Origin of the sequence: Priestia sp. YIM B13552 (genome assembly GCF_042787775.1) — a bacterium.
Taxonomy (GTDB): Bacteria; Bacillota; Bacilli; order Bacillales; family Bacillaceae_H; genus Priestia; species Priestia megaterium_E.
Genome location: NZ_JBHZOU010000003.1, coordinates 614,306 through 632,359 on the forward strand (window position 1 = coordinate 614,306; position 18,054 = coordinate 632,359).

Here is an 18,054-nt window from a genome sequence, read left to right on the forward strand (position 1 = left end):
GCTCCCTACTATTTTTTATTTAGGGCTTCCGCTACTTTTTGTTTCACGTACGCAATTTGACGCGTTTTATTTTCCCAACATTTTTCGCTTAAATCTACTGGATATTCTTCAGGATTGCGCGTGCGCTTATATTCATCCCAAAGCAGCTCTAAATTATCTTTTACGTACTGCTGAATTTCCTGAAGCTCTTCTGTTTCATACACAAGCTCTCCGTTTACAAAGATATCATGGTGGAGTTCTTTTGCCTCAAAATTTGTGACGAATTTACTGATAAACGTATGAACAGGATGAAACATTTTTAAACGTTCTTCGCTTTGAGGATCTTCGTCTTCCATCGTGATATAATCCCCTTCAGATTTTCCATTCAAATTGTTAATAATACGATATACGCGCTTTAATCCTGGTGTACTCACTTTTTCAGGATTTGCGCTAATTTTAATCGTATCCATCATCTCGCCCTTTTCTCCTTCAATAGAAACGAGTTTATACACTGCGCCAAGCGCCGGCTGATCATAGGCAGTAATAAGCTTAGTGCCAATTCCCCACATGTCTATTTGTGCTCCCTGCGACTTTAAATGCATAATCGTATCTTCATCTAAATCGTTGGAAGCAACAATTTTTGTTTCTGTAAACCCTGCTTCATCTAACATTTGACGAGCTTTTTTAGACAAATATGTTAAATCGCCGCTGTCTAAGCGAATCGCTGTAAAATTAATTTTATCGCCTAATTCTTTTGCTACTCTAATGGCGTTGGGAACTCCTGATTTTAACGTATCGTACGTATCAACTAGAAACACGCAGTTTTTATGGCGACGAGCATATTTATGAAATGCAATATATTCGTCTTTATAAGCTTGCACCATCGCATGAGCATGCGTTCCTGCAACTGGAATTCCAAATTTCTTTCCTGCTCGCACGTTAGAAGTAGCACCAAATCCGCCAATATAGGCTGCTCTTGTTCCCCAAATAGCAGCGTCCATTTCTTGAGCGCGGCGTGTTCCAAATTCCATTGCCACTTGATCTCCTACTACATGTTTGATTCGAGCTGCTTTTGTCGCAATCAGCGTTTGGTAATTCACAATATTCAAAATAGCTGTTTCTACGAGCTGAGCTTCAATTAATGGTGCTTCTACACGTAAAATTGGTTCATTATGGAACACAAGCTCACCTTCACGCATACATCGAATCGTTCCAGTAAACGTAAGGTCTTTTAAGTAAGCTAAATAATCTTCTTTAAAACCTAATTCTTCATGCAAGTAGGTTAAATCTGATTCGCTAAATTTAAATGCTTTAATATATTCAATAATTCTTTCTAATCCAGCAAAAACAGCATAGCCATTCCCAAAAGGAAGTTTGCGGAAGAAAACTTCAAAAACAGCCTTCTTTTGATGAATATTATCTTCCCAGTAAGTTTCTCCCATGTTAATTTGATATAAATCGGTGTGTAGCATTACGCTGTCATCTGTAAACATATTCATTGATTTCCTCCACTATTATGTCTTAAATAATTTCTGCTCCGAGGCAAGATTTAAAATGTTCAAGCGCCCACTCATGACCTTTTTGATTAAAGCTTGCTACGGCTTTTTCATAAATATAAATAGCAAATCCTTTATTATAGGCATCTACTGCTGTATGAAGTACACAAATATCGGTACATACACCTGCTAAGTAGACATCGGTAATTTGTCTTTCTCGAAGTTTAATCTCCAGATCCGTTCCAGCAAATGCGCTGTATCTTGTTTTATTCATCCATTCTACATTTACCTGTGATTGATACACATTATATAAATCATTTAACTTTCCGTATAGCTCTCTTCCTGCAGAGCCTTCAACATTATGAGGCGGAAACAGCGCTGATTCTGGATGCAAGGAATCATTTTCTTTATGAAAATCAATGGCGAACACCACATACTCATTTTGCTCAATAAATTGACGCGTAATATCGCATATGAATGTTTCAATGTGTCTCCCTGGTTCTCCGCATGTCAAAGCTCCGTTTTCAGCTACAAAATCATTTGTATAATCGATGTTAATCAGTGCTTTTTTCATTATGTTTCCCCCTCATAAGTGAAAATTAACAGTTAACATATTGTTAATTATTTGGATTGAAAGTTTTTCTTTTAATAGCGTGCTGTATAGATTGGCTTCATCACATTCATTTCAACAAACTGATAGAGCTTTGTTGGTTTTTTAGACGTTCTCGTCGTTGTTTTTCCGTCTACTTCTTCAATAAATGGCAGCATTCTTATTTTTCGTGCAAAGGCCTGATCACTTTTAATCGCTGCATCATCCGTTACGGTAAGCAGCACAGCCTGCAGCTCAGAATATGTAAACTGAGAAGGCAGAAATTTCTGGGCAATGGTCGTTTGCAATAAATCTTTCTTAATTTCCTTGATTGCATCTCGAATGATGATTTCATGATCAAAAGCTAAAGGCAATGAAAAGATTTCATCTATTTTAAATAATTCAACTCGAGCAGCATCATCATTCGCTTTTCGCTTTATTAGACTATCTTCTGGAACGATTGCATAATGTGCGTTTGTAATGACCCATCCTCTATCGTCCCTGCCAGGCTCGTCATAGACACCATAGTGTTTTAAATGAATGTCCTTTACGCCCGTTTCTTCTTCGAGCTCTCTTTTAGCCGCTTCAAAAGCTGATTCATCAGGATGGACAAATCCGCCGGGAAGCGCCCACTTTCCTGCTTCGCTGTTCTTTTCTCCCTCTGCGTTCACCATTGCTCGTTGGATAAGCATTAATTTCAAACTCATTTTAGGTGGTTTGTATGGTTCTTTTTCTTCCGTCACAATCGTAAATACAGCAATATCTGACGTATAGCCATAGGGTTTAGGATATTCTTTTTTCGTTTGATTCGTCATTGCTTTTTTGTTCGACATTCATCATTTCTCCTGATCGCTCTTTTTACAATTAACAATATGATTAATGTTAATTATATTTGTTTTATGGAAAATGTCAATACTTTTCCCACTAATTATAAAGAGAAGGTAATTTATGTTGTAAATAACGTTATGTTTCGTATTTTTTAGATTTTATATGCATAAAAAGCTGAGTGAAGAAGTTCTAATTCCCCTCCTCCCTCAGCTTTTTTTCCTTTTAATTAACGTGCTGCTAAACCAATCATCATTTTACCGTCTTTAAAATACTCAATGACATAGTCAACAGACGGACAGTAAATAAATGCTTCTTCTGTAAGATCAGCTGTTTGTTGAAAAAACAGTAAAGCCTGAGCTAAATCGACGCTTACAGCTTTAGTTGCTCGTTTCCAAAATAAAACAACCTGATGTTCTTTTATATTCATCTCTTGAAGCCATTTTTTGATTTCTTCAATATGCCGGGTGGACTTTTTAATTAATACTTTTCGCCAATTAATTTGCATGATTGTTAAAAAAGGAAAGGTGTTTGAAAGTTTTTCGAAGTAAATGCTTGTCTGCTTTTTCGTTAGCAAATCTGCACTGTTACCCAATGTTTGAATATAATGTTCTACTTTTGTCATAATCATCCTCCAGTCGAAATTGGAGTTTGCTAGAATTTTCAGAGACGATCTCTACTCTTCTTGCTAAAAATCCTGCAGCTTTCCAACCGTGCTTTTTCTCAACAATTTTGATGTTTCACCTTTTTATACAAATTATTCAAAATAATTTGTGTATTTTAGTTTATCATAAAACTTAATCTTTGACTTTGATTATGCAAAACCTTATTTGTGTTTTGTCCAAAGAGCGAATTCCATAGAAGAAAAGCTATAAAAAAGTTGACATTCACATTTATAAAAGTTAATATACTTACTAAAAGTAACTTAATTGCATATAACAAACAAGGTGAAGAAAATGAACTATCAAACAGATGTGTGTATAATAGGAGCCGGACCAGGCGGTGCTCTACTGGCCTATCTACTGGCTAAACAAAATATATCAACTATACTGATAGAGAGATCTGATGAGCTTGGAAAAGAATTTCGAGGCGAACATTTAAATGAAGATGGAGAAATGATTCTTAAGAAACATCATATATTTGAAGAAATGGAAAGCTTAGGCCTCCTTCGAATGTCTAGGGTCGAATACTGGAAGGATGGACATGTATTCAAAACCATAGAATCTGAACTTGGACATGCAGGAATTCATGTTCCACAGCAGCATCTCCTTCAGTCTATAAATAACCAAGCAAGCATCCATCCCTCCTACAAACTTATGCTGGGCACAAAAGTAACGGAGCTAATGCAGAATGAAAAAGGACAATATACTGGAATAAAAGCTCAGCAAAAAGGCCGGGGTGAAATAATAGTTGAAAGTAAAATCATTATTGGAGCAGATGGCCGATATTCAACTGTTCGCAAACTTGCGCACATAAAAAACAATATTCATAATCATGGATACGACTTGCTTTGGGCAAAAATTCCTGCACCAGCCAATTGGGAGCCTTCTATTAAATTTGCACTTGTAGAACAGCAGCAGGTGGCGCTTTTTTCTCAAGCAAAAGGCTTTGTTCAAATCGGATGGAATATTGAAAAAGGCAGCTATCCTGCTCTTCGGAAACAATCATTTAGACCGTTTATTCAGCGTTTAATAGACGCTTTCCCTAGCTTAAACCTTTCAATAGAAAGGTTTATTACGTCGTGGTCAGACTTTACGCTTCTTTCTGTGCAAAGCAGCATAAGCGAAGTATGGTCAAAGCATCACCTGTTATTATTAGGGGATGCTGCTCATACGATGACTCCAACTGGCGCTTTTGGATTAAACGAGTCATTAAAAGATGCTGACTTACTGTCTGACTTACTGCATCAAGTTTTTTATCAAAACAAAGAGATTTCAGAAACATTGAGACAGTTTGAACAGAAAAGAAAGCCTAAATTAATAACTCTTGAACATATTCAGTTTCAGCGAGAAAAAGAATTCTCGTCCCATTTTATTTCTTCTTAAGCCTAAAAAAAAGAGATTCCATAGATAAATGGAATCTCTTTTTTTAGCAGTTGTTCTATGTAAGTTCTCTTTTATGTATATTCCGCGAAGTTAATCTTGCTTTGCCCGCTGCCATTTTTGAAATTCAAGAAATTGTTTAAACTGCTCTTTGCTTATTCCTGACTCCGCTGCTTCTTTTGCTAACTCAAGCCACTCATCATCAATATCCAACGATTCAGATTTATCCATAGGCTCATGAATTAATCTATCAATACTCACGTTCAATGAGGTAGAAATTTTGTTTAGAAATTGAATAGATGGGTTGAGCTGAATTCCTCTTTCTACTGAAGATATGTACGATTTAGCAACACCCGCTCGGTTTGCAAGTTCTGTTAGCGATATTCCCTGTTTCGTTCTGAGATCTCGAATACGTTGGCCAATTGTCATTTTAATCACCCTTACTAATGCTTACTTATCGATAATAATACCATAATTTCACTTTACCGTGCATTATAAATAAACGTTCTTACCATAAAGGGGTGATTATACATCTAAAAAAGGGTGATTATGCATCTAGTGAAGATAGCTTGAGACTAGTTATAAAGGTTATCTATACTTGGGAACGCTTTATTCCCTTATCATTGTATCGGCTAAGCATTTGAACTAATGCTTTGTAAAAATTGTCTAACTTCCTCGATGCTTATACCTGTTTGTTTTGCTTCCATTATGAGCATAACCCATTCTAAGTCTAACGTATTTTCGTCTTTAAAATTCATAATTCTCCTCCTTTCTTCTTTTTTCGAAATTGATAACGTTTTCTTTTTAGTGTTTTTGGGCATTCTCCCTTATTTATCACTATGGTTTTACAGTATAATGGATATTACTAGAACATTAGACATTTTTTAATTACTAAAAAGCACCTATTTTTTTTGAAATTTTTGTCTATTCTTATCATAATAATTTTACCGTTACACAAACGCTACAGTTAGACACTAGGAGGATTGTTTTTATGCCTTTTCTGCATACGGCGACAGAAAAAATTTACTATGAAGTTCATTCGCCCGCGTTCACTGACCAGACAGACACCATTGTGATGATTCATTCTGTTATCACTGATCATACGCTTTTTGATTCTATTACTGGAGAATTAACCCAACATTATCGTGTTATTCAATACGATTTGAGAGAGACAGGAAACAGCGCCTCCGCTACAGGGGAAATATCGTTTGAGACTCATATTGAAGATCTTTTCCACCTATTACATACGTTGCATATAAAGAAATGTTACTTAGTTGGCGTGGGATTTGGAGGACAAATCGCTGTTAAATTTGCTGCTCGCTATGAATTTCTTATTGAGGGACTGATACTATTGTCTCTTCCTTTTTATTCCGATAGCACCCTTCAAAAGATTAAGAGATGTTACAACGAAGAAAGTAAAAACCAAATACCGGTAGATAAAATTTTCGAATTAGGCAAACTAGAGAGTTTGGAACCTACAAACATACAACAGATAATTGAAAAACTAAAAAAAATGGATCCCAGGGTATATTTCCGCTTTCTTAAACTATCTATTACAGACAATCTATTTCAAGAGTTGACTAGTATTTCACTTCCTGTACTCACTTTATCTGGCCAAAATGATTTGCTGTTTTCATCACAGTATCTGATTTCAAAAACGATGTTTTTAAAAAATTACAGTCATATGACCATACCTAACGCTCATTCTTCATTTCTAGTAAAAGAAAAAACAGCTTTACTCAAAGAAATTGTTATAGATTTTATTAAAAGTAATACACAACAACTGCCTTCTTTAAAAAATGATCCTATGAAAATACTTAAGAACTGGGAAAGTGACACAGCTATAGATATACAAAAAGATTTTCATGCACATACACCCTCTCTTAAAGTAGATTTTTTGTACTCTTTTTCCGTCTATGTAAATGGCCAGCTTATTACAGAAGGCTGGAACAAACGCTTTGCTCAAGAGATTTTACTATATCTTATTTTTCATCATTCTATTAGCAGAGAACAGCTATGCGAAGCGCTGTGGCCTGACGTACCTTTAAGCAACGCCAAAAAGAATTTGCGCGTCTATTTGTCTCATTTAAAAAAGCTATTGAACGCAGAAAGCGCAGAGCCGGTTTTACTTGTTAACAGGCAGCTCATTTCTTTAAACGCCGATGTGTCAAGCGATGGATTAGACTTACTAACTGACCTTCAGTGGATTACCGAACAGTCTGATCCGGCGTTGAAATTCAAGGAAGCTGAACAGAGACTGCACCAATTAGTTCCTCATTATTTAACAACGATTTATGACGATTGGTTCCTTGATATCCGAGTAAAAATAGAGATTATTCTTCTTGACTTATTAATCTGGATGAAAGAATGGCTTTGTGAGAATGGAAAAGTTTCAAAAGCCGTATTTTTACTCATTAAATTTATTGATTTAGTAGAAGAAAAGGAATTCATTTATGATGAAATTGTCGATTGCTATATCAAGCTCGATAACAATGAAAAATCAGAGTACTGGCTCGATCAAAAAATGCGGTATTTAGTTGAATAAAAAGGATGTGAATATATGAATTCGTACTGTGAGATGGTGTTTAATCAAATAAACGTTAACATCCATTCCCTAACCGCCATTATTAATGACGTTACAGAAGAAGAGCTTGCTTATCGTCCCCTCCCTCACAAGCGATCTATTCAAGAGCTGTTGCAGCATTTATGTCTCATTTGCAGTGCAGACTATTATATTTCCTTAGGCTACTCTGCAGATAAAATGAATGACTTTTATCTGCAGCATCCAGCTTATACAAAGCTTGAACTCAAAGCAGCTTTAGTAGAGGGCTTCAATCAGCTAAAAGCAGTTTACTCTTCTTTTGACGAACAACAGCTATTTATACTGCAGACATCCTATTGGGGATGCACGTATACACGTTTTGAGTGGCTGCTTGAAATTCAGTCTCATTTATACCATCACCGTGCAGAACTGTATACGCTTCTAACCTGTTACCGCAGAAACGGATTGGATGTAGTGCTTTTTGAGTGATATAATTTGTAGCTTTTATATATAGAAAGCATCAAAAGAAAATGAGGTTGGGTTATGAGAGAAACAATTGTTGCAGCTTTAAAGAAAATTGAAGAAGATTACGACGTAAAAGTATTATACGCTTGTGAATCTGGAAGTAGAGCGTGGGACTTTCCATCTAAAGATAGCGATTATGATGTTAGATTTATTTATATTCATAAGAGAAATAAATATTTAAGCATTGACCCAATCGGTGTAGGTAAAAAGCGAGATGTAATAGAGCTACCTATTAATGACCTATTAGATGTTAGCGGCTGGGACTTAACCAAGACATTAAAACTTTTTAGAAAATCAAACCCACCTTTACTAGAATGGATGCAGTCAAACATTGTATATTACAAGGCGTATTCAACATTTGATAAAATGAAAGAACTACATTCTAACATCTTTACTCCTACTTCTTGTATATACCACTATTTAAATATGGCTAGAAATAACTTTCGAGAGTATTTACAAGGTGACGAAGTAAAAATCAAAAAATATTTTTATGTTTTAAGACCCGTGTTAGCTGCTAAGTGGATTGAGCAATATAATGAATTTCCTCCACTAGAATTCCCTATTCTCTTAGAGAAACTGTTACCAGAAGGAGAATTAAAAGAAGAGGTTAGTAAGCTGTTAAAGCGTAAAATTAGTGGTGATGAGTTAGATTTAGAACCACGCATCAATGTTATTAATGAATTTTTAAACTTAGAAATTGACCGTTTAGACAAATACGTCAGAACTTTATCCGTAGAATTAGATGACCCAACATATGAATTAGATAAATTATTTAGAGATACTTTAGACGAAGTTTGGAACTAAGTATAAAACAAAAAGGCTTATCCCTAATGCAAGTAGTGGCGGATAAGCCTTTTATTTATGGTTTCTATTAAAGCGGTATATTATTATTCGTATTTTTTGTTTCATTTAAATAGCTCTCCACATATATTTGTTCTGCATCTGTAGCATTTTTAATTCCATCCTCCGGACTAAATTCAATGTCTCTCCTTATGGCTACACGATCTGCAATGTAACCCATTGCTAACAAAAAAACTATACATCCTCCTGCCCACAGCCACATTGTCATTTTACTACCCCCTTTTTTAATTTCGATATTACATTTGATTACTTCTTAGGATTTTGATTAGTTTTACTAACCACTCCTTTTACTAACCCAGTAAAAGGATTAATTTCATAAGTTAAATCTCTTCAGGTCCCTTTTTCTTCTTTAGTTCACCTAGCGTCGCGTAATACAGCATATATCCTCCGACTGTATATTAAATGTTTTTCCGCAAAAAGGAATTTAAATTAAAATTCCCTATACTTACTATACGTTTTAGCACAAAGAAAGGTTTCAGAAAATTACATTAATAATTTTTAGGTTGATTTTTAACAAATCTGATTATAATTTTTTATGTTTTACCCTAAATAATTTCAAAACTGCTGCCAATCTATCTACAAAGCACTCGAGGCTTTACGCCGCTTCAAACAGCTCTACTATTATTGCCAGGTCAGGTGCATTAATTATGAGCTTAATGGGACCTATCCCCGGTAAACTGTTTGATAAATACAGCATTCGCGTATTAGCAATAGTTGGTCTTGTAATTACTTCTTATGCTACATATGAATTCACTAAACATACTGGTGAAACTCCATATAGCCACATTTTAGGCATTTACACCTTACGTTCGTTCGGTATGTCTTTAATTATGATGCCGATTATGACTGCAGGTATGAACCAATTACCTCAACACTTAATTTCTCACGGTACAGCTTTAAGTAATACAATTCGTCAAGTTGCAGGTTCAATTGGTACGGCTATACTCGTTACAATTATGACGCAACAAACTACTGAACATCTTTCAAACTACACTAATACACTAACAACTAACAATGATTTCTTTAGTAGGCAACTTAGTCAGTTAGGTACTAGCCGTATTATGTCGCTATATGCTAAAGCAATAAAAACTTCGACTATAGATGGCATTAACAATGCATTCTTATTTGCTACATTATTAGGTCTGGTTGCACTTTTACTCTCTTTCTTCTTGCGTACACCAAAGATTAACAGAGAGAAATAACAAAAAGCCGTTTCTTTGGTTAAGAAACGGCTTTTTATTTTAATAAACAATTGTATTTAAAGCATATATCTTACATTTGGATATCATATTTAGATTCAAATGTAGACACTTTTTCTTTAGCATCTAAAAATTGTGTTTCAGCAGCTTTTGTGTTTTCTTCTAAAGTTGATTTATCCTTACCACTTTCTTTTTGTAGAACTTCTAGCATTTCAACTTGCTTATTTAATGACGAAGTTACGCTAGTGACTGCGGAATTCAATTGATTATATTCTTCAGTACTAAAGCTATCTTTATATTTCTCCAACTCTTCCTGAATAAGCTTTATTCTTTTCATAGGCATTCCTTGTATAGACTTAATAGACTTAATAGCCTCAGTTGCGTCTGCATCAATTTTTTCATAATCGTAGCTATCTGCATTAAAATCTTTGTCTAACTCAATCGTGTTCACTGCATTAAAGTGCTGAGTAATATCGGCTTTCGTTAATACAATATGTATATGAGTACCTATTGCAGCCTCGTACACATCTACTGCCGAACCGTAACGTTTTTGAGCTTTTATTGCTTGATCATTACTTAAATTGTCTATCTCAGTTTTTAAGTCTTTTAAGTGTTTGTCTATTTCACCATCATCGCCTTGAAGAATATTCTTGCTTTCAATTGACTTTGCAAGTATGTTAAAGTCTGCTTCAAAAACAAGATAATCATCAGATTCCATATATCCTTTTTCTTTTGTATAGTCTTCATACTCGCTCTCTAATTTAGAGATTTTTTGTTCAAGTTTTTTCTGCTCTTTCCCCATTTGTTTCTGCTCTTGCTTAGCAGATGCTTGTTTTTGTTCTTCTTTTGTTGACCCACAAGCTACTAGACTAATAGATAACAACGATGCTACAAGTCCTAGGCCAATTTTTCTTAAATTCTTCATTTCTTTCTCCTTTTTTTGGTATGTAGTTTTTTCACCCAACCATGATAGCATATATTACGTAATCCAAAAGAACGATTTTAGCAAAAATATCAAGTTTTTAACAAATAAACCATTAAGAGCAACACTTTTTTCTACCAGTTCCGGAGATTTAAACAGGTCTTTTTTTCTCAAAGTTATTGAAAATTGTTTAATCGTTACACCTTTCACCTTGCGCAGGCTAAAAACTAATTAGGAAAAGTAAAAACCGTTTCACCGTTTAGAAAACGGTTATTTACTTTAACATATAATTCTATACTTAGAGTTAATGTGATATTTCAACCCCTAGTTCTGATTCAAAATAATAAATTTACAATTTTTTTAGCGCGTTGACTTGTTTTTCTAATATGGAAATTAACCATTTTCTTCATAAAAATAGTACTATTTTCAAGAGGAATCTTTTATTTCTCCTGAAGATAGTACTACACTATATTAGATAACCTTTATTTTTGTTTTAGTTTTAATTGTATAATATGTATCTGCTACTAGTCCTACTGCAAGTCCACTAATCATCCCGTATGGTAATACACCTGGTACATTTTGATAAAAAGTGCCGATTAACATCGCAGCTAGGATGCCGAAAAGTACGCCTATCACAATATGCGAACCAAACTTCACCTGTTTTGCGGTATACATTCTTCCTCCTCCTCACTTTTTTTCCATTATATCACAACAGAATCGTTTATTTAATGATAACTGAGCGAGGAATGCGAATGTAATAAAACTGTAACCTTATATAACTATTTTAATACTACTCTTTTGGTGAATAAAATGTCATATGAGGCTTTTCTTCTTGATAATACGCTAAACGGTCTTGGAGCGTACCGGTGTGAAATTCAAATTTATGACCGTCCGGATCCGTAAAATAAATAGATTGTTTGTCTCTTTCGTCGCGGTTTCTTCCCGGTAAGATGGTTACATTATGCTGTTTTAACAGTTCTCTTGCTTCGTCAAAGTTTTCAATAGAAATAGAAAACGCTAAATGAGTATACGAATACTGAATGTCTGATCTAGGAATATTTTTTTCTTCATTTAACGCCAGCCACAATCCATTCAGACTAAAGTAAGCGGTGGATTTTCCTTTCACTAAAAGTTCTGCTCCTAGCACTTTCTGATAAAATATGATAGATTGTTCTAAATTTGACACAGAAAAGCACATGTGATTAATTCCTTGAATCATCTTTACCCCTCGCTTTCTAGAAAAAAGTATTACATAACTTTCCTTTTAGCACCTATTTTACTGAAAAAACATACTTTTTGCCATGTAAAGAGCTACTCCCCAAATCATACATGCAGAAGCCTTATTGACCCAAATCATTATTTTTCCATTTGAATCCATTTTCCCTACTGCTTTTCCTGCAAATGCTAAGGATAAAAACCATATCCACGAAACGCATATCGTAACCAGCGTAAAAACCCACTTTTCTCTTCCGCTGTACAGTAGAGAATTTGTTCCGATTACGCCCATAATATCCATTAGCGCGTGAGGATTTAGCAAAGATACAGAAGCAGCAAATAAAACTTGCGCTTTCACCGTCATTCCTTCCTTTAATGACGTTTTTGAAGGTTCGCTCTTCCACGTCACAAAGCCCATATACGCTAAGAAAAGAAGACCTATTCCAAAAATAAGCGTTTGAAAAAATGAAAAAGCAGCGGCTGCTGCTGAAACTCCCAGCACTGCTACTAGAATTAAAATCGTATCACAAACAGAAGCCGTTACCACTACGGGAAGCGCCTGTTTGATCGTTCGTTGATTGGCTCCTTGATTAAAAACAAACACATTTTGTACCCCTAAAGGTAAAATCAAACCGAATGCTAACAACAAAGCATGTATAACCACTGTAAACATGTTGCTCTCTCCTTTCTCTTTTATCCTACAATTGACATCCCCTGTTGTCTCCATCCAAATTTTGATTTATAATACCAACCAAATTATAAAAAGGTGGTCTCACATGAACTGGACTCCAGATCCGGCTGATAAAAAGCCAATGCACAAACAAATTCAAGAGTATATGAAAGAGAAAATCATAAATGGAGAGTGGCCTATTGGAACTAAAATTCCTTCGCAGCGCCATTTAGCTGCTAGCTTTTCTGTAAATAGAAGCACGGTGGTGACAGCAACCGAAAACTTAATTGCTGAAGGACTGCTCAGCGGAAACAAAGGCGGTGGCACCAAGGTCATTAACAATACGTGGAGCTTACTAGCATCAGGTTCTCACATGAACTGGAATTCATATGTAGAAGCAGGAATATACCAACCAAATTCCCCGACTATCCGCCATATTAACGAAGCTGAATTTCAACCGGGCATTATTCGTTTAGGAACTGGAGAGTTAGCACCTGACCTGCTTCCTTCCTACCAGCTTTCGGAACTATTTAGCGGAATTAATCATAGAAGCGTACACTTGGGCTACGAGCACCCGAGAGGAAATGATGAACTCCGACAAGAGTTAGTGAAGCATGTAAAAAAACGAGGCATTGAAACTTCTCCTTCATCTATTTTAATTGTATCCGGTTCACTTCAAGCCCTTCAGTTAATTTCAATCGGCCTGCTGCCTCCAGGTGCCAATATATTAGCTGAAAAGCCTTCTTATCTTTATTCTCTACCGTTATTTCAGTCCGCACAAATGAAAATAACGGGCGTTTCGTTAGACGAAGAAGGAATGCATTTAGCTTCATTAAAAGACCAGCATGTAAAAGAAAAAGGCACAGCTTTATATACAATACCGAACTTTCATAACCCTACCAATGTAACGATGAGTGAACAAAGGCGCCAAGCACTGCTTCGCCAGTGTGAAAGAATGCATTTGCCCATTATTGAAGATGATGCTTACGGAGAGCTTTGGTTCCATTCACCGCCTCCACTTTCATTAAAAGCTCAAGATAAAAATGGAATGGTTCTTTATTTAGGAACGTTCTCTAAAACATTCAGTCCAGGATTTCGAATTGGATGGATTGTAGGGCCTGAACATGTAATTGAGCGATTAGCTGATCTTAAAATGCAAGTTGACTACGGAGCCAGTTCCTTATCTCAATGGGCCGCTGCTGAAGCTCTCAAAACCGGACTCTATGACAAGCATGTGGCCAGCGTACGCCATAAATTAAAAGAAAAATCTCAGCAAACACTGGCTATTCTAGAGAAGTATTTGAAGAATCTCGCTGTGTGGAATGCTCCGAGCGGTGGTTTTTATTTTTGGCTTACGCTGCATAAGCCTATTTCGATGCGGAAGTTATTTAAGCACTGTCTTGACGAAGGAGTTCTTTTAAATCCAGGCGCATTGTATGACCATGAGACTTCACAGCATATCAGAATATCCTTTTCTTATGCGACGCTTGCAGAATTTGAATACGGCATCAAAATAGTCGCAAAAAGCCTTAAGAATCTTTACAAGTGATTCTTAAGGCTTTCTTGTGTTAACGGCAGCTTTATAAAAAAAGTGAGCTTATTATGCTGACGTTCCGCTCGTATCTCTCCTTGATGCAGCTGAATAATTTGTTTTGCAATAGCCAGTCCTAAACCTGAACCATTCGCGTCCGTTCTTGATTCATCACCTCGATAAAATCGATCAAACAACTTTTCTACCTCAATTTTTTCACTGATGTTAATGCTGTTCCTAAAAGAAATAACTATGTAACCCTCGTCAATCTCCTGATTCACCTCTAATACGGAAGGCTTTTTGCTGTATTTCTTGACATTTTCGAGCAAGTTTTGAAATACTCTTACCATTTTTTCTACATCAACAAATGCATTCCATTCACAGGCAAAGTGAGTCTGAACGTCAATGCCTTCTCTTGTTAAAATTGGCTCGTACTCTCCTATTACCTGCTGAAGCAAACGTTTCATATCGACCTCATTCCGTTGAAGCTGAAGATCAGGACTCGTTAATTTTGTATAGTCGAACAATTCTTCTATTAAATCCGTTAAGTATTTTGCTTTTGAATCAACAATATATAAGTAGCTATCTAATGTTTCATCATCCATACTTTCTCTTTTTTTGATTAAATCTAGGTACCCAACGATGGATGTTAACGGCGTACGCAAATCGTGAGATACACTGGATATTAGCTGATTTTTTGCTTGCTCCAGCTCTCGTTCACGATCAAATTTTGTACGAAGTTGCGCAGACATTTTGTTAATGTTTTGACTTAATTCAGCCAGTTCATCTTTTCCTCGTACCTGGATGGTTGCGCCTAAATCTCCATTTGAGATTTTTTGAACTTGTTTAGAGATTTCTTTCAAATAACGAATATGGGAACGAATAAGTGCTAAGAAAACAAAAACAAAGACCACAACGGCGATAAAGAAAAGTCCAAACGCTAATACATTATATGCAGGGACATTCATTTTCTCTTCTTGTATATACCTGCTCAAAACAAGCCTAGCAATTAAAATAAAAATTAAATTGGTAGCCAAAAAACTTATAATGATAGCAAAAAGAAGCTTTACACTTATTCTTCTCATATTCTGTATCCTACGCCCCATATGGTTTTAATATAAATTGGCTTTTTCGGATTATCCTCAATTTTTTCGCGAATCTTTGTAATATGAACCATTACGGTATTATCCGATTTAAACGCATCTTCTTGCCATACGGCTTCATATATTTTCCCCATACTCATCACCGTTCCTTTGTGGCGTACCAGCAGCTCTAAAATATCAAACTCTTTTGGTGTTAAACGAATCTCTTGGCCGCGCACAAAGACAAGCCGGGTGCTGCGGTTAATTTCCAAATCGCCAATTTGAATAATATCGCGCTCAGCACGTTCATTGTATTTTTTATAGCGTCTAATTTGTGATTTTACTCGTGCGATGAGCTCGAGAGGATTAAATGGTTTTGTTAAGTAATCATCTGCGCCTGCTGTTAACCCAGAAATCTTGTCCATATCTTCTGACTTAGCCGACAGCATAATAATGGGCATGTTTTTTTCTTCACGTATTTTAAAAGCAGCATCGATTCCATTCATCTGCGGCATCATAATATCTAATATAATTAAATCTACTTCTTGTTCCTCTAAAAGCGCTAATCCAGATACAGCATTAGAAACTTTCAGCGCTTCAAATCCTTCATTTTCTAAGTAAATAGCAATTAAATTACGAATTTGCTCATCGTCATCTATAATTAAAATTCTGTCTTTCATTTACAAACTCCTTATATCTGATTTTTTTCGCATGTAAAAATATATGCAGGAGGAACATTTCTCCACTCTTTTTCCACTTTAATCTGAGGGAAAAACGAGCGGATCAGCTGTTTTTTTAAATTCGTATACTGAAACGTAATAAATTTCCCTTCCTTCGCTAATACGCTGCGCGTGTTTTGCAAAATACAGTCCGACACTTCAGACGTTAAAGAAGCAAAAGGAAGACCTGATAGTACGTAATCCACTTTTGGAATATCATACTGTATCAAGTACTTTTGAACATGTTCAGCGGATCCGTGTATCACATACACATTTTTTTCATCTCTTACTTGTTCCTTTACTTTTTCGTAAAAATGCCGATTGTATTCGATAAGAAGCAAAGTTGTACAAGCACTTCGTCTTCTTATTAATTCACGGGTAAAAACTCCGGTTCCTGGCCCGTACTCTACTATACAGTCTGCATGTTCAAAATCAATCCCTTTTACCATTTTTTCCGCTAAGTGCGTAGAACTTGGCAAAAGTGCTCCTACCGTTCGCGGCTGGTGAAAATATTGATACATAAAAGCTAAATTCATTTGCTATTCCTTCTTTCTACTCTTTCTTTCTAGAATAGAAAAAAAATCTAAAGAAACGTTAAGTAAATTTCTTAAGAATTCTTAAGAAAACAAAAAGGAGGATGGGACATAACGGAATTAACCCAATCTAAAGACGAACAAATTGGATTAATAAACTCATATGGATTGCTCTTGACACCGCTGTTGATTTCCGTGCAAGACTTCGCTTTCCGCGGGCGACCGGTAAGCCTTCTCGTGGCTTCCGCTTCTGCGGGGTCTCACCTGTTCCGCTTTTCCCGCAGGAGTCTTCGCCTTGCCCTCCAATCAACAGCTAGAAGCGGTGAAACCAACGTTCATAATAACAGTAAAAAACCCGAATGATCAGTCAATAATATCGATTGATCATTCGAATTTCCCTTTAACTAAAATATTTTTATCCAGCCTCGTTTAAAAGATAATTTATCGTAAATAACATCCGCTATTTAAGTCGAAGGTGGCTCCTGTATAATGTTTTGCTTGAGGGCTCAGTAAAAAAAGAACCGTATCTGCCACATCTTGAGGCGTAACAAAGCTTGGAATCAGCTGATGAGCGATGTATTCATTTTTGCGCCACTCTGGAATATTTTTCATCATATCGGTATTTACCATTGTAGGTGCTACGGCATTCACCCGGATATAAGGAGAAAAATTCATCGCACAGCTCTTGGTTAATCCTAGTATTGCTGCTTTAGACATTCCATATATAGCATCGGAGCTTCCTTCCATTCCTGACACGGACGATATATTAATAATCGCTCTTTCTGTTTCCTTTTTCATTAACAATTCGCCAAAGTACTTGGAAAAATAAACATATCCTTTAATATTAATATCCATCACAAAATCTATTTCGTTTTCTTCATAATCCAATAAATTTTTCCCTAAATACACGCCTGCATTATTAACTAACCCATACAAATTTTTATCTTTTATTTGATAAAAAAGATCTTTTACATCCTTTCCTTTTTTAACATCTACTATGTGTGTTTCAATATGGCCCTTTGTATCTTCAGCCAGCTGTTTCAAAGCTCCATCGTTAATATCACAAGCAATAACTGAATAGCCCTTCGACACACACTCTTTTACAATTTCTTTGCCAATTCCAGAACCTGCACCCGTAACGATTATCCATTTTTCTTTCATCTCGACACCTCTTATTCACTTCTGTTAGACATACTTGTTATGTAAATATTCAAACATTTATTATACCATTTTTTTCTATATAGACATCCCTTTCTTTCGTTCTTTTTTAGCTTGCCTGACAAAGCGCGTATAGTTTTTTATGGGAGTGATAACGATAAGACAG

At 35.8% G+C, this 18,054-nt stretch carries 21 protein-coding genes and 1 pseudogene; 6 read left to right on the top strand and 16 right to left on the bottom strand.

The features are described from left to right. Positions 1-8 precede the first annotated feature (8 nt). From ACFX40_RS15225 to ACFX40_RS15240, 4 genes are all read right to left on the bottom strand, one after another. A complete protein-coding gene (locus ACFX40_RS15225) occupies positions 9-1,478 on the bottom strand; it encodes a nicotinate phosphoribosyltransferase (protein WP_060745727.1) in 1,470 nt (489 codons plus the stop codon). 22 nt (positions 1,479-1,500) lie between these two features. Then, on the bottom strand, positions 1,501-2,049 hold the full coding sequence (locus ACFX40_RS15230) for a cysteine hydrolase family protein (RefSeq protein WP_028408650.1): 549 nt from the start codon (positions 2,047-2,049) through the stop codon (positions 1,501-1,503). Between the two features lie 71 nt (positions 2,050-2,120). Further along, positions 2,121-2,897, bottom strand: coding sequence for an NUDIX domain-containing protein (locus ACFX40_RS15235; RefSeq protein ID WP_060745728.1), 777 nt, complete (start codon positions 2,895-2,897; stop codon positions 2,121-2,123). A gap of 221 nt (positions 2,898-3,118) precedes the next feature. Beyond that, the gene (locus tag ACFX40_RS15240; RefSeq protein ID WP_028408652.1) at positions 3,119-3,514 is read right to left on the bottom strand and encodes a CDI toxin immunity protein; all 396 of its coding nucleotides are present in this window, start codon (positions 3,512-3,514) and stop codon (positions 3,119-3,121) included. A 331-nt stretch (positions 3,515-3,845) separates the two neighbouring features. Here ACFX40_RS15240 and ACFX40_RS15245 point away from each other — a divergent pair, with 331 nt between their 5' ends. Further along, a complete protein-coding gene (locus ACFX40_RS15245; protein ID WP_028408653.1) occupies positions 3,846-4,934 on the top strand; it encodes an FAD-dependent monooxygenase in 1,089 nt (362 codons plus the stop codon). Between the two features lie 90 nt (positions 4,935-5,024). Here ACFX40_RS15245 and ACFX40_RS15250 read toward each other — a convergent pair whose 3' ends face one another. Next, positions 5,025-5,360 (bottom strand): helix-turn-helix domain-containing protein, encoded by a 336-nt coding sequence (locus ACFX40_RS15250; protein ID WP_013056901.1) that lies wholly within the window; start codon positions 5,358-5,360, stop codon positions 5,025-5,027. Positions 5,361-5,563: 203 nt separating this feature from the next. Beyond that, positions 5,564-5,689 (bottom strand): anti-repressor SinI family protein, encoded by a 126-nt coding sequence (locus tag ACFX40_RS15255; RefSeq protein WP_013083022.1) that lies wholly within the window; start codon positions 5,687-5,689, stop codon positions 5,564-5,566. Between the two features lie 233 nt (positions 5,690-5,922). Between ACFX40_RS15255 and ACFX40_RS15260 the strand changes: the two genes are divergently transcribed. Genes ACFX40_RS15260 through ACFX40_RS15270 form a run of 3 tightly spaced genes read left to right on the top strand, consistent with a single transcriptional unit; the run spans position 5,923 to position 8,802 of the window. Then, the gene (locus ACFX40_RS15260) at positions 5,923-7,476 is read left to right on the top strand and encodes an alpha/beta hydrolase (protein ID WP_377255467.1); all 1,554 of its coding nucleotides are present in this window, start codon (positions 5,923-5,925) and stop codon (positions 7,474-7,476) included. Positions 7,477-7,491: 15 nt separating this feature from the next. Beyond that, positions 7,492-7,962, top strand: a complete 471-nt coding sequence (locus ACFX40_RS15265) for a DinB family protein (protein ID WP_098525109.1) — start codon at positions 7,492-7,494, stop codon at positions 7,960-7,962. 54 nt (positions 7,963-8,016) lie between these two features. Continuing rightward, positions 8,017-8,802: a nucleotidyltransferase domain-containing protein gene (locus tag ACFX40_RS15270; protein ID WP_098525110.1), complete on the top strand. Its 786-nt coding sequence runs from the start codon at positions 8,017-8,019 to the stop codon at positions 8,800-8,802. 67 nt (positions 8,803-8,869) lie between these two features. On the opposite strand, the gene ACFX40_RS15275 is transcribed toward ACFX40_RS15270, so the two are convergent. After that, positions 8,870-9,067 (bottom strand): hypothetical protein, encoded by a 198-nt coding sequence (locus ACFX40_RS15275; RefSeq protein ID WP_102813185.1) that lies wholly within the window; start codon positions 9,065-9,067, stop codon positions 8,870-8,872. A 353-nt stretch (positions 9,068-9,420) separates the two neighbouring features. On the opposite strand from ACFX40_RS15275, the pseudogene ACFX40_RS15280 reads away from it, so the two are divergent. After that, positions 9,421-10,061: pseudogene (locus ACFX40_RS15280) on the top strand (MFS transporter); the annotation flags it as partial. A gap of 70 nt (positions 10,062-10,131) precedes the next feature. Here ACFX40_RS15280 and ACFX40_RS15285 read toward each other — a convergent pair. The 4 genes from ACFX40_RS15285 to ACFX40_RS15300 form a co-directional block, all read right to left on the bottom strand. Beyond that, a complete protein-coding gene (locus tag ACFX40_RS15285; protein ID WP_377255471.1) occupies positions 10,132-10,983 on the bottom strand; it encodes a hypothetical protein in 852 nt (283 codons plus the stop codon). 468 nt (positions 10,984-11,451) lie between these two features. Then, on the bottom strand, positions 11,452-11,655 hold the full coding sequence (locus tag ACFX40_RS15290) for a hypothetical protein (protein ID WP_098249809.1): 204 nt from the start codon (positions 11,653-11,655) through the stop codon (positions 11,452-11,454). Between the two features lie 115 nt (positions 11,656-11,770). Continuing rightward, positions 11,771-12,199 (bottom strand): metallothiol transferase FosB, encoded by a 429-nt coding sequence (gene fosB, locus ACFX40_RS15295; protein ID WP_098249810.1) that lies wholly within the window; start codon positions 12,197-12,199, stop codon positions 11,771-11,773. A 57-nt stretch (positions 12,200-12,256) separates the two neighbouring features. Next, positions 12,257-12,868: a LysE/ArgO family amino acid transporter gene (locus ACFX40_RS15300; RefSeq protein WP_028408659.1), complete on the bottom strand. Its 612-nt coding sequence runs from the start codon at positions 12,866-12,868 to the stop codon at positions 12,257-12,259. 103 nt (positions 12,869-12,971) lie between these two features. On the opposite strand from ACFX40_RS15300, the gene ACFX40_RS15305 reads away from it, so the two are divergent. Further along, positions 12,972-14,414, top strand: coding sequence for an aminotransferase-like domain-containing protein (locus tag ACFX40_RS15305; RefSeq protein ID WP_098967315.1), 1,443 nt, complete (start codon positions 12,972-12,974; stop codon positions 14,412-14,414). On the opposite strand, the gene ACFX40_RS15310 is transcribed toward ACFX40_RS15305, so the two are convergent. The 5 genes from ACFX40_RS15310 to ACFX40_RS15330 form a co-directional block, all read right to left on the bottom strand. After that, positions 14,405-15,481 carry a HAMP domain-containing sensor histidine kinase gene (locus tag ACFX40_RS15310; protein WP_028408661.1) on the bottom strand — a complete coding sequence of 359 codons (1,077 nt, stop codon included), beginning with the start codon at positions 15,479-15,481 and terminating at the stop codon, positions 14,405-14,407. The genes ACFX40_RS15305 and ACFX40_RS15310 overlap by 10 nt on opposite strands. Beyond that, on the bottom strand, positions 15,478-16,158 hold the full coding sequence (locus tag ACFX40_RS15315; RefSeq protein WP_028408662.1) for a response regulator transcription factor: 681 nt from the start codon (positions 16,156-16,158) through the stop codon (positions 15,478-15,480). The genes ACFX40_RS15310 and ACFX40_RS15315 overlap by 4 nt, the downstream gene beginning before the upstream one ends. A gap of 11 nt (positions 16,159-16,169) precedes the next feature. Next, complete coding sequence (locus ACFX40_RS15320; protein WP_060745738.1) at positions 16,170-16,733, bottom strand: class I SAM-dependent methyltransferase; 564 nt, start codon at positions 16,731-16,733, stop codon at positions 16,170-16,172. A 127-nt stretch (positions 16,734-16,860) separates the two neighbouring features. After that, positions 16,861-17,040, bottom strand: a complete 180-nt coding sequence (locus ACFX40_RS15325) for a hypothetical protein (RefSeq protein WP_377255474.1) — start codon at positions 17,038-17,040, stop codon at positions 16,861-16,863. A 131-nt stretch (positions 17,041-17,171) separates the two neighbouring features. Next, on the bottom strand, positions 17,172-17,891 hold the full coding sequence (locus ACFX40_RS15330) for an SDR family NAD(P)-dependent oxidoreductase (RefSeq protein WP_377255477.1): 720 nt from the start codon (positions 17,889-17,891) through the stop codon (positions 17,172-17,174). Positions 17,892-18,054 lie beyond the last annotated feature (163 nt).

Bases quoted from the DNA above. Each gene is read 5' to 3' on its own strand.
- ACFX40_RS15260 (WP_377255467.1), top strand. From the start codon at position 5,923: ATGCCTTTTCTGCATACGGCGACAGAAAAAATTTACTATGAAGTTCAT.
- ACFX40_RS15310 (WP_028408661.1), bottom strand. From the start codon at position 15,481: ATGAGAAGAATAAGTGTAAAGCTTCTTTTTGCTATCATTATAAGTTTT.
- ACFX40_RS15305 (WP_098967315.1), top strand. From the start codon at position 12,972: ATGAACTGGACTCCAGATCCGGCTGATAAAAAGCCAATGCACAAACAA.
- ACFX40_RS15225 (WP_060745727.1), bottom strand. From the start codon at position 1,478: ATGAATATGTTTACAGATGACAGCGTAATGCTACACACCGATTTATAT.
- ACFX40_RS15270 (WP_098525110.1), top strand. From the start codon at position 8,017: ATGAGAGAAACAATTGTTGCAGCTTTAAAGAAAATTGAAGAAGATTAC.
- ACFX40_RS15265 (WP_098525109.1), top strand. From the start codon at position 7,492: ATGAATTCGTACTGTGAGATGGTGTTTAATCAAATAAACGTTAACATC.
- ACFX40_RS15240 (WP_028408652.1), bottom strand. From the start codon at position 3,514: ATGACAAAAGTAGAACATTATATTCAAACATTGGGTAACAGTGCAGAT.
- ACFX40_RS15275 (WP_102813185.1), bottom strand. From the start codon at position 9,067: ATGACAATGTGGCTGTGGGCAGGAGGATGTATAGTTTTTTTGTTAGCA.
- ACFX40_RS15230 (WP_028408650.1), bottom strand. From the start codon at position 2,049: ATGAAAAAAGCACTGATTAACATCGATTATACAAATGATTTTGTAGCT.
- ACFX40_RS15300 (WP_028408659.1), bottom strand. From the start codon at position 12,868: ATGTTTACAGTGGTTATACATGCTTTGTTGTTAGCATTCGGTTTGATT.
- ACFX40_RS15315 (WP_028408662.1), bottom strand. From the start codon at position 16,158: ATGAAAGACAGAATTTTAATTATAGATGACGATGAGCAAATTCGTAAT.
- ACFX40_RS15290 (WP_098249809.1), bottom strand. From the start codon at position 11,655: ATGTATACCGCAAAACAGGTGAAGTTTGGTTCGCATATTGTGATAGGC.
- ACFX40_RS15320 (WP_060745738.1), bottom strand. From the start codon at position 16,733: ATGAATTTAGCTTTTATGTATCAATATTTTCACCAGCCGCGAACGGTA.
- ACFX40_RS15245 (WP_028408653.1), top strand. From the start codon at position 3,846: ATGAACTATCAAACAGATGTGTGTATAATAGGAGCCGGACCAGGCGGT.
- ACFX40_RS15330 (WP_377255477.1), bottom strand. From the start codon at position 17,891: ATGAAAGAAAAATGGATAATCGTTACGGGTGCAGGTTCTGGAATTGGC.
- ACFX40_RS15255 (WP_013083022.1), bottom strand. From the start codon at position 5,689: ATGAATTTTAAAGACGAAAATACGTTAGACTTAGAATGGGTTATGCTC.
- ACFX40_RS15250 (WP_013056901.1), bottom strand. From the start codon at position 5,360: ATGACAATTGGCCAACGTATTCGAGATCTCAGAACGAAACAGGGAATA.
- ACFX40_RS15235 (WP_060745728.1), bottom strand. From the start codon at position 2,897: ATGTCGAACAAAAAAGCAATGACGAATCAAACGAAAAAAGAATATCCT.
- fosB (WP_098249810.1), bottom strand. From the start codon at position 12,199: ATGATTCAAGGAATTAATCACATGTGCTTTTCTGTGTCAAATTTAGAA.
- ACFX40_RS15285 (WP_377255471.1), bottom strand. From the start codon at position 10,983: ATGAAGAATTTAAGAAAAATTGGCCTAGGACTTGTAGCATCGTTGTTA.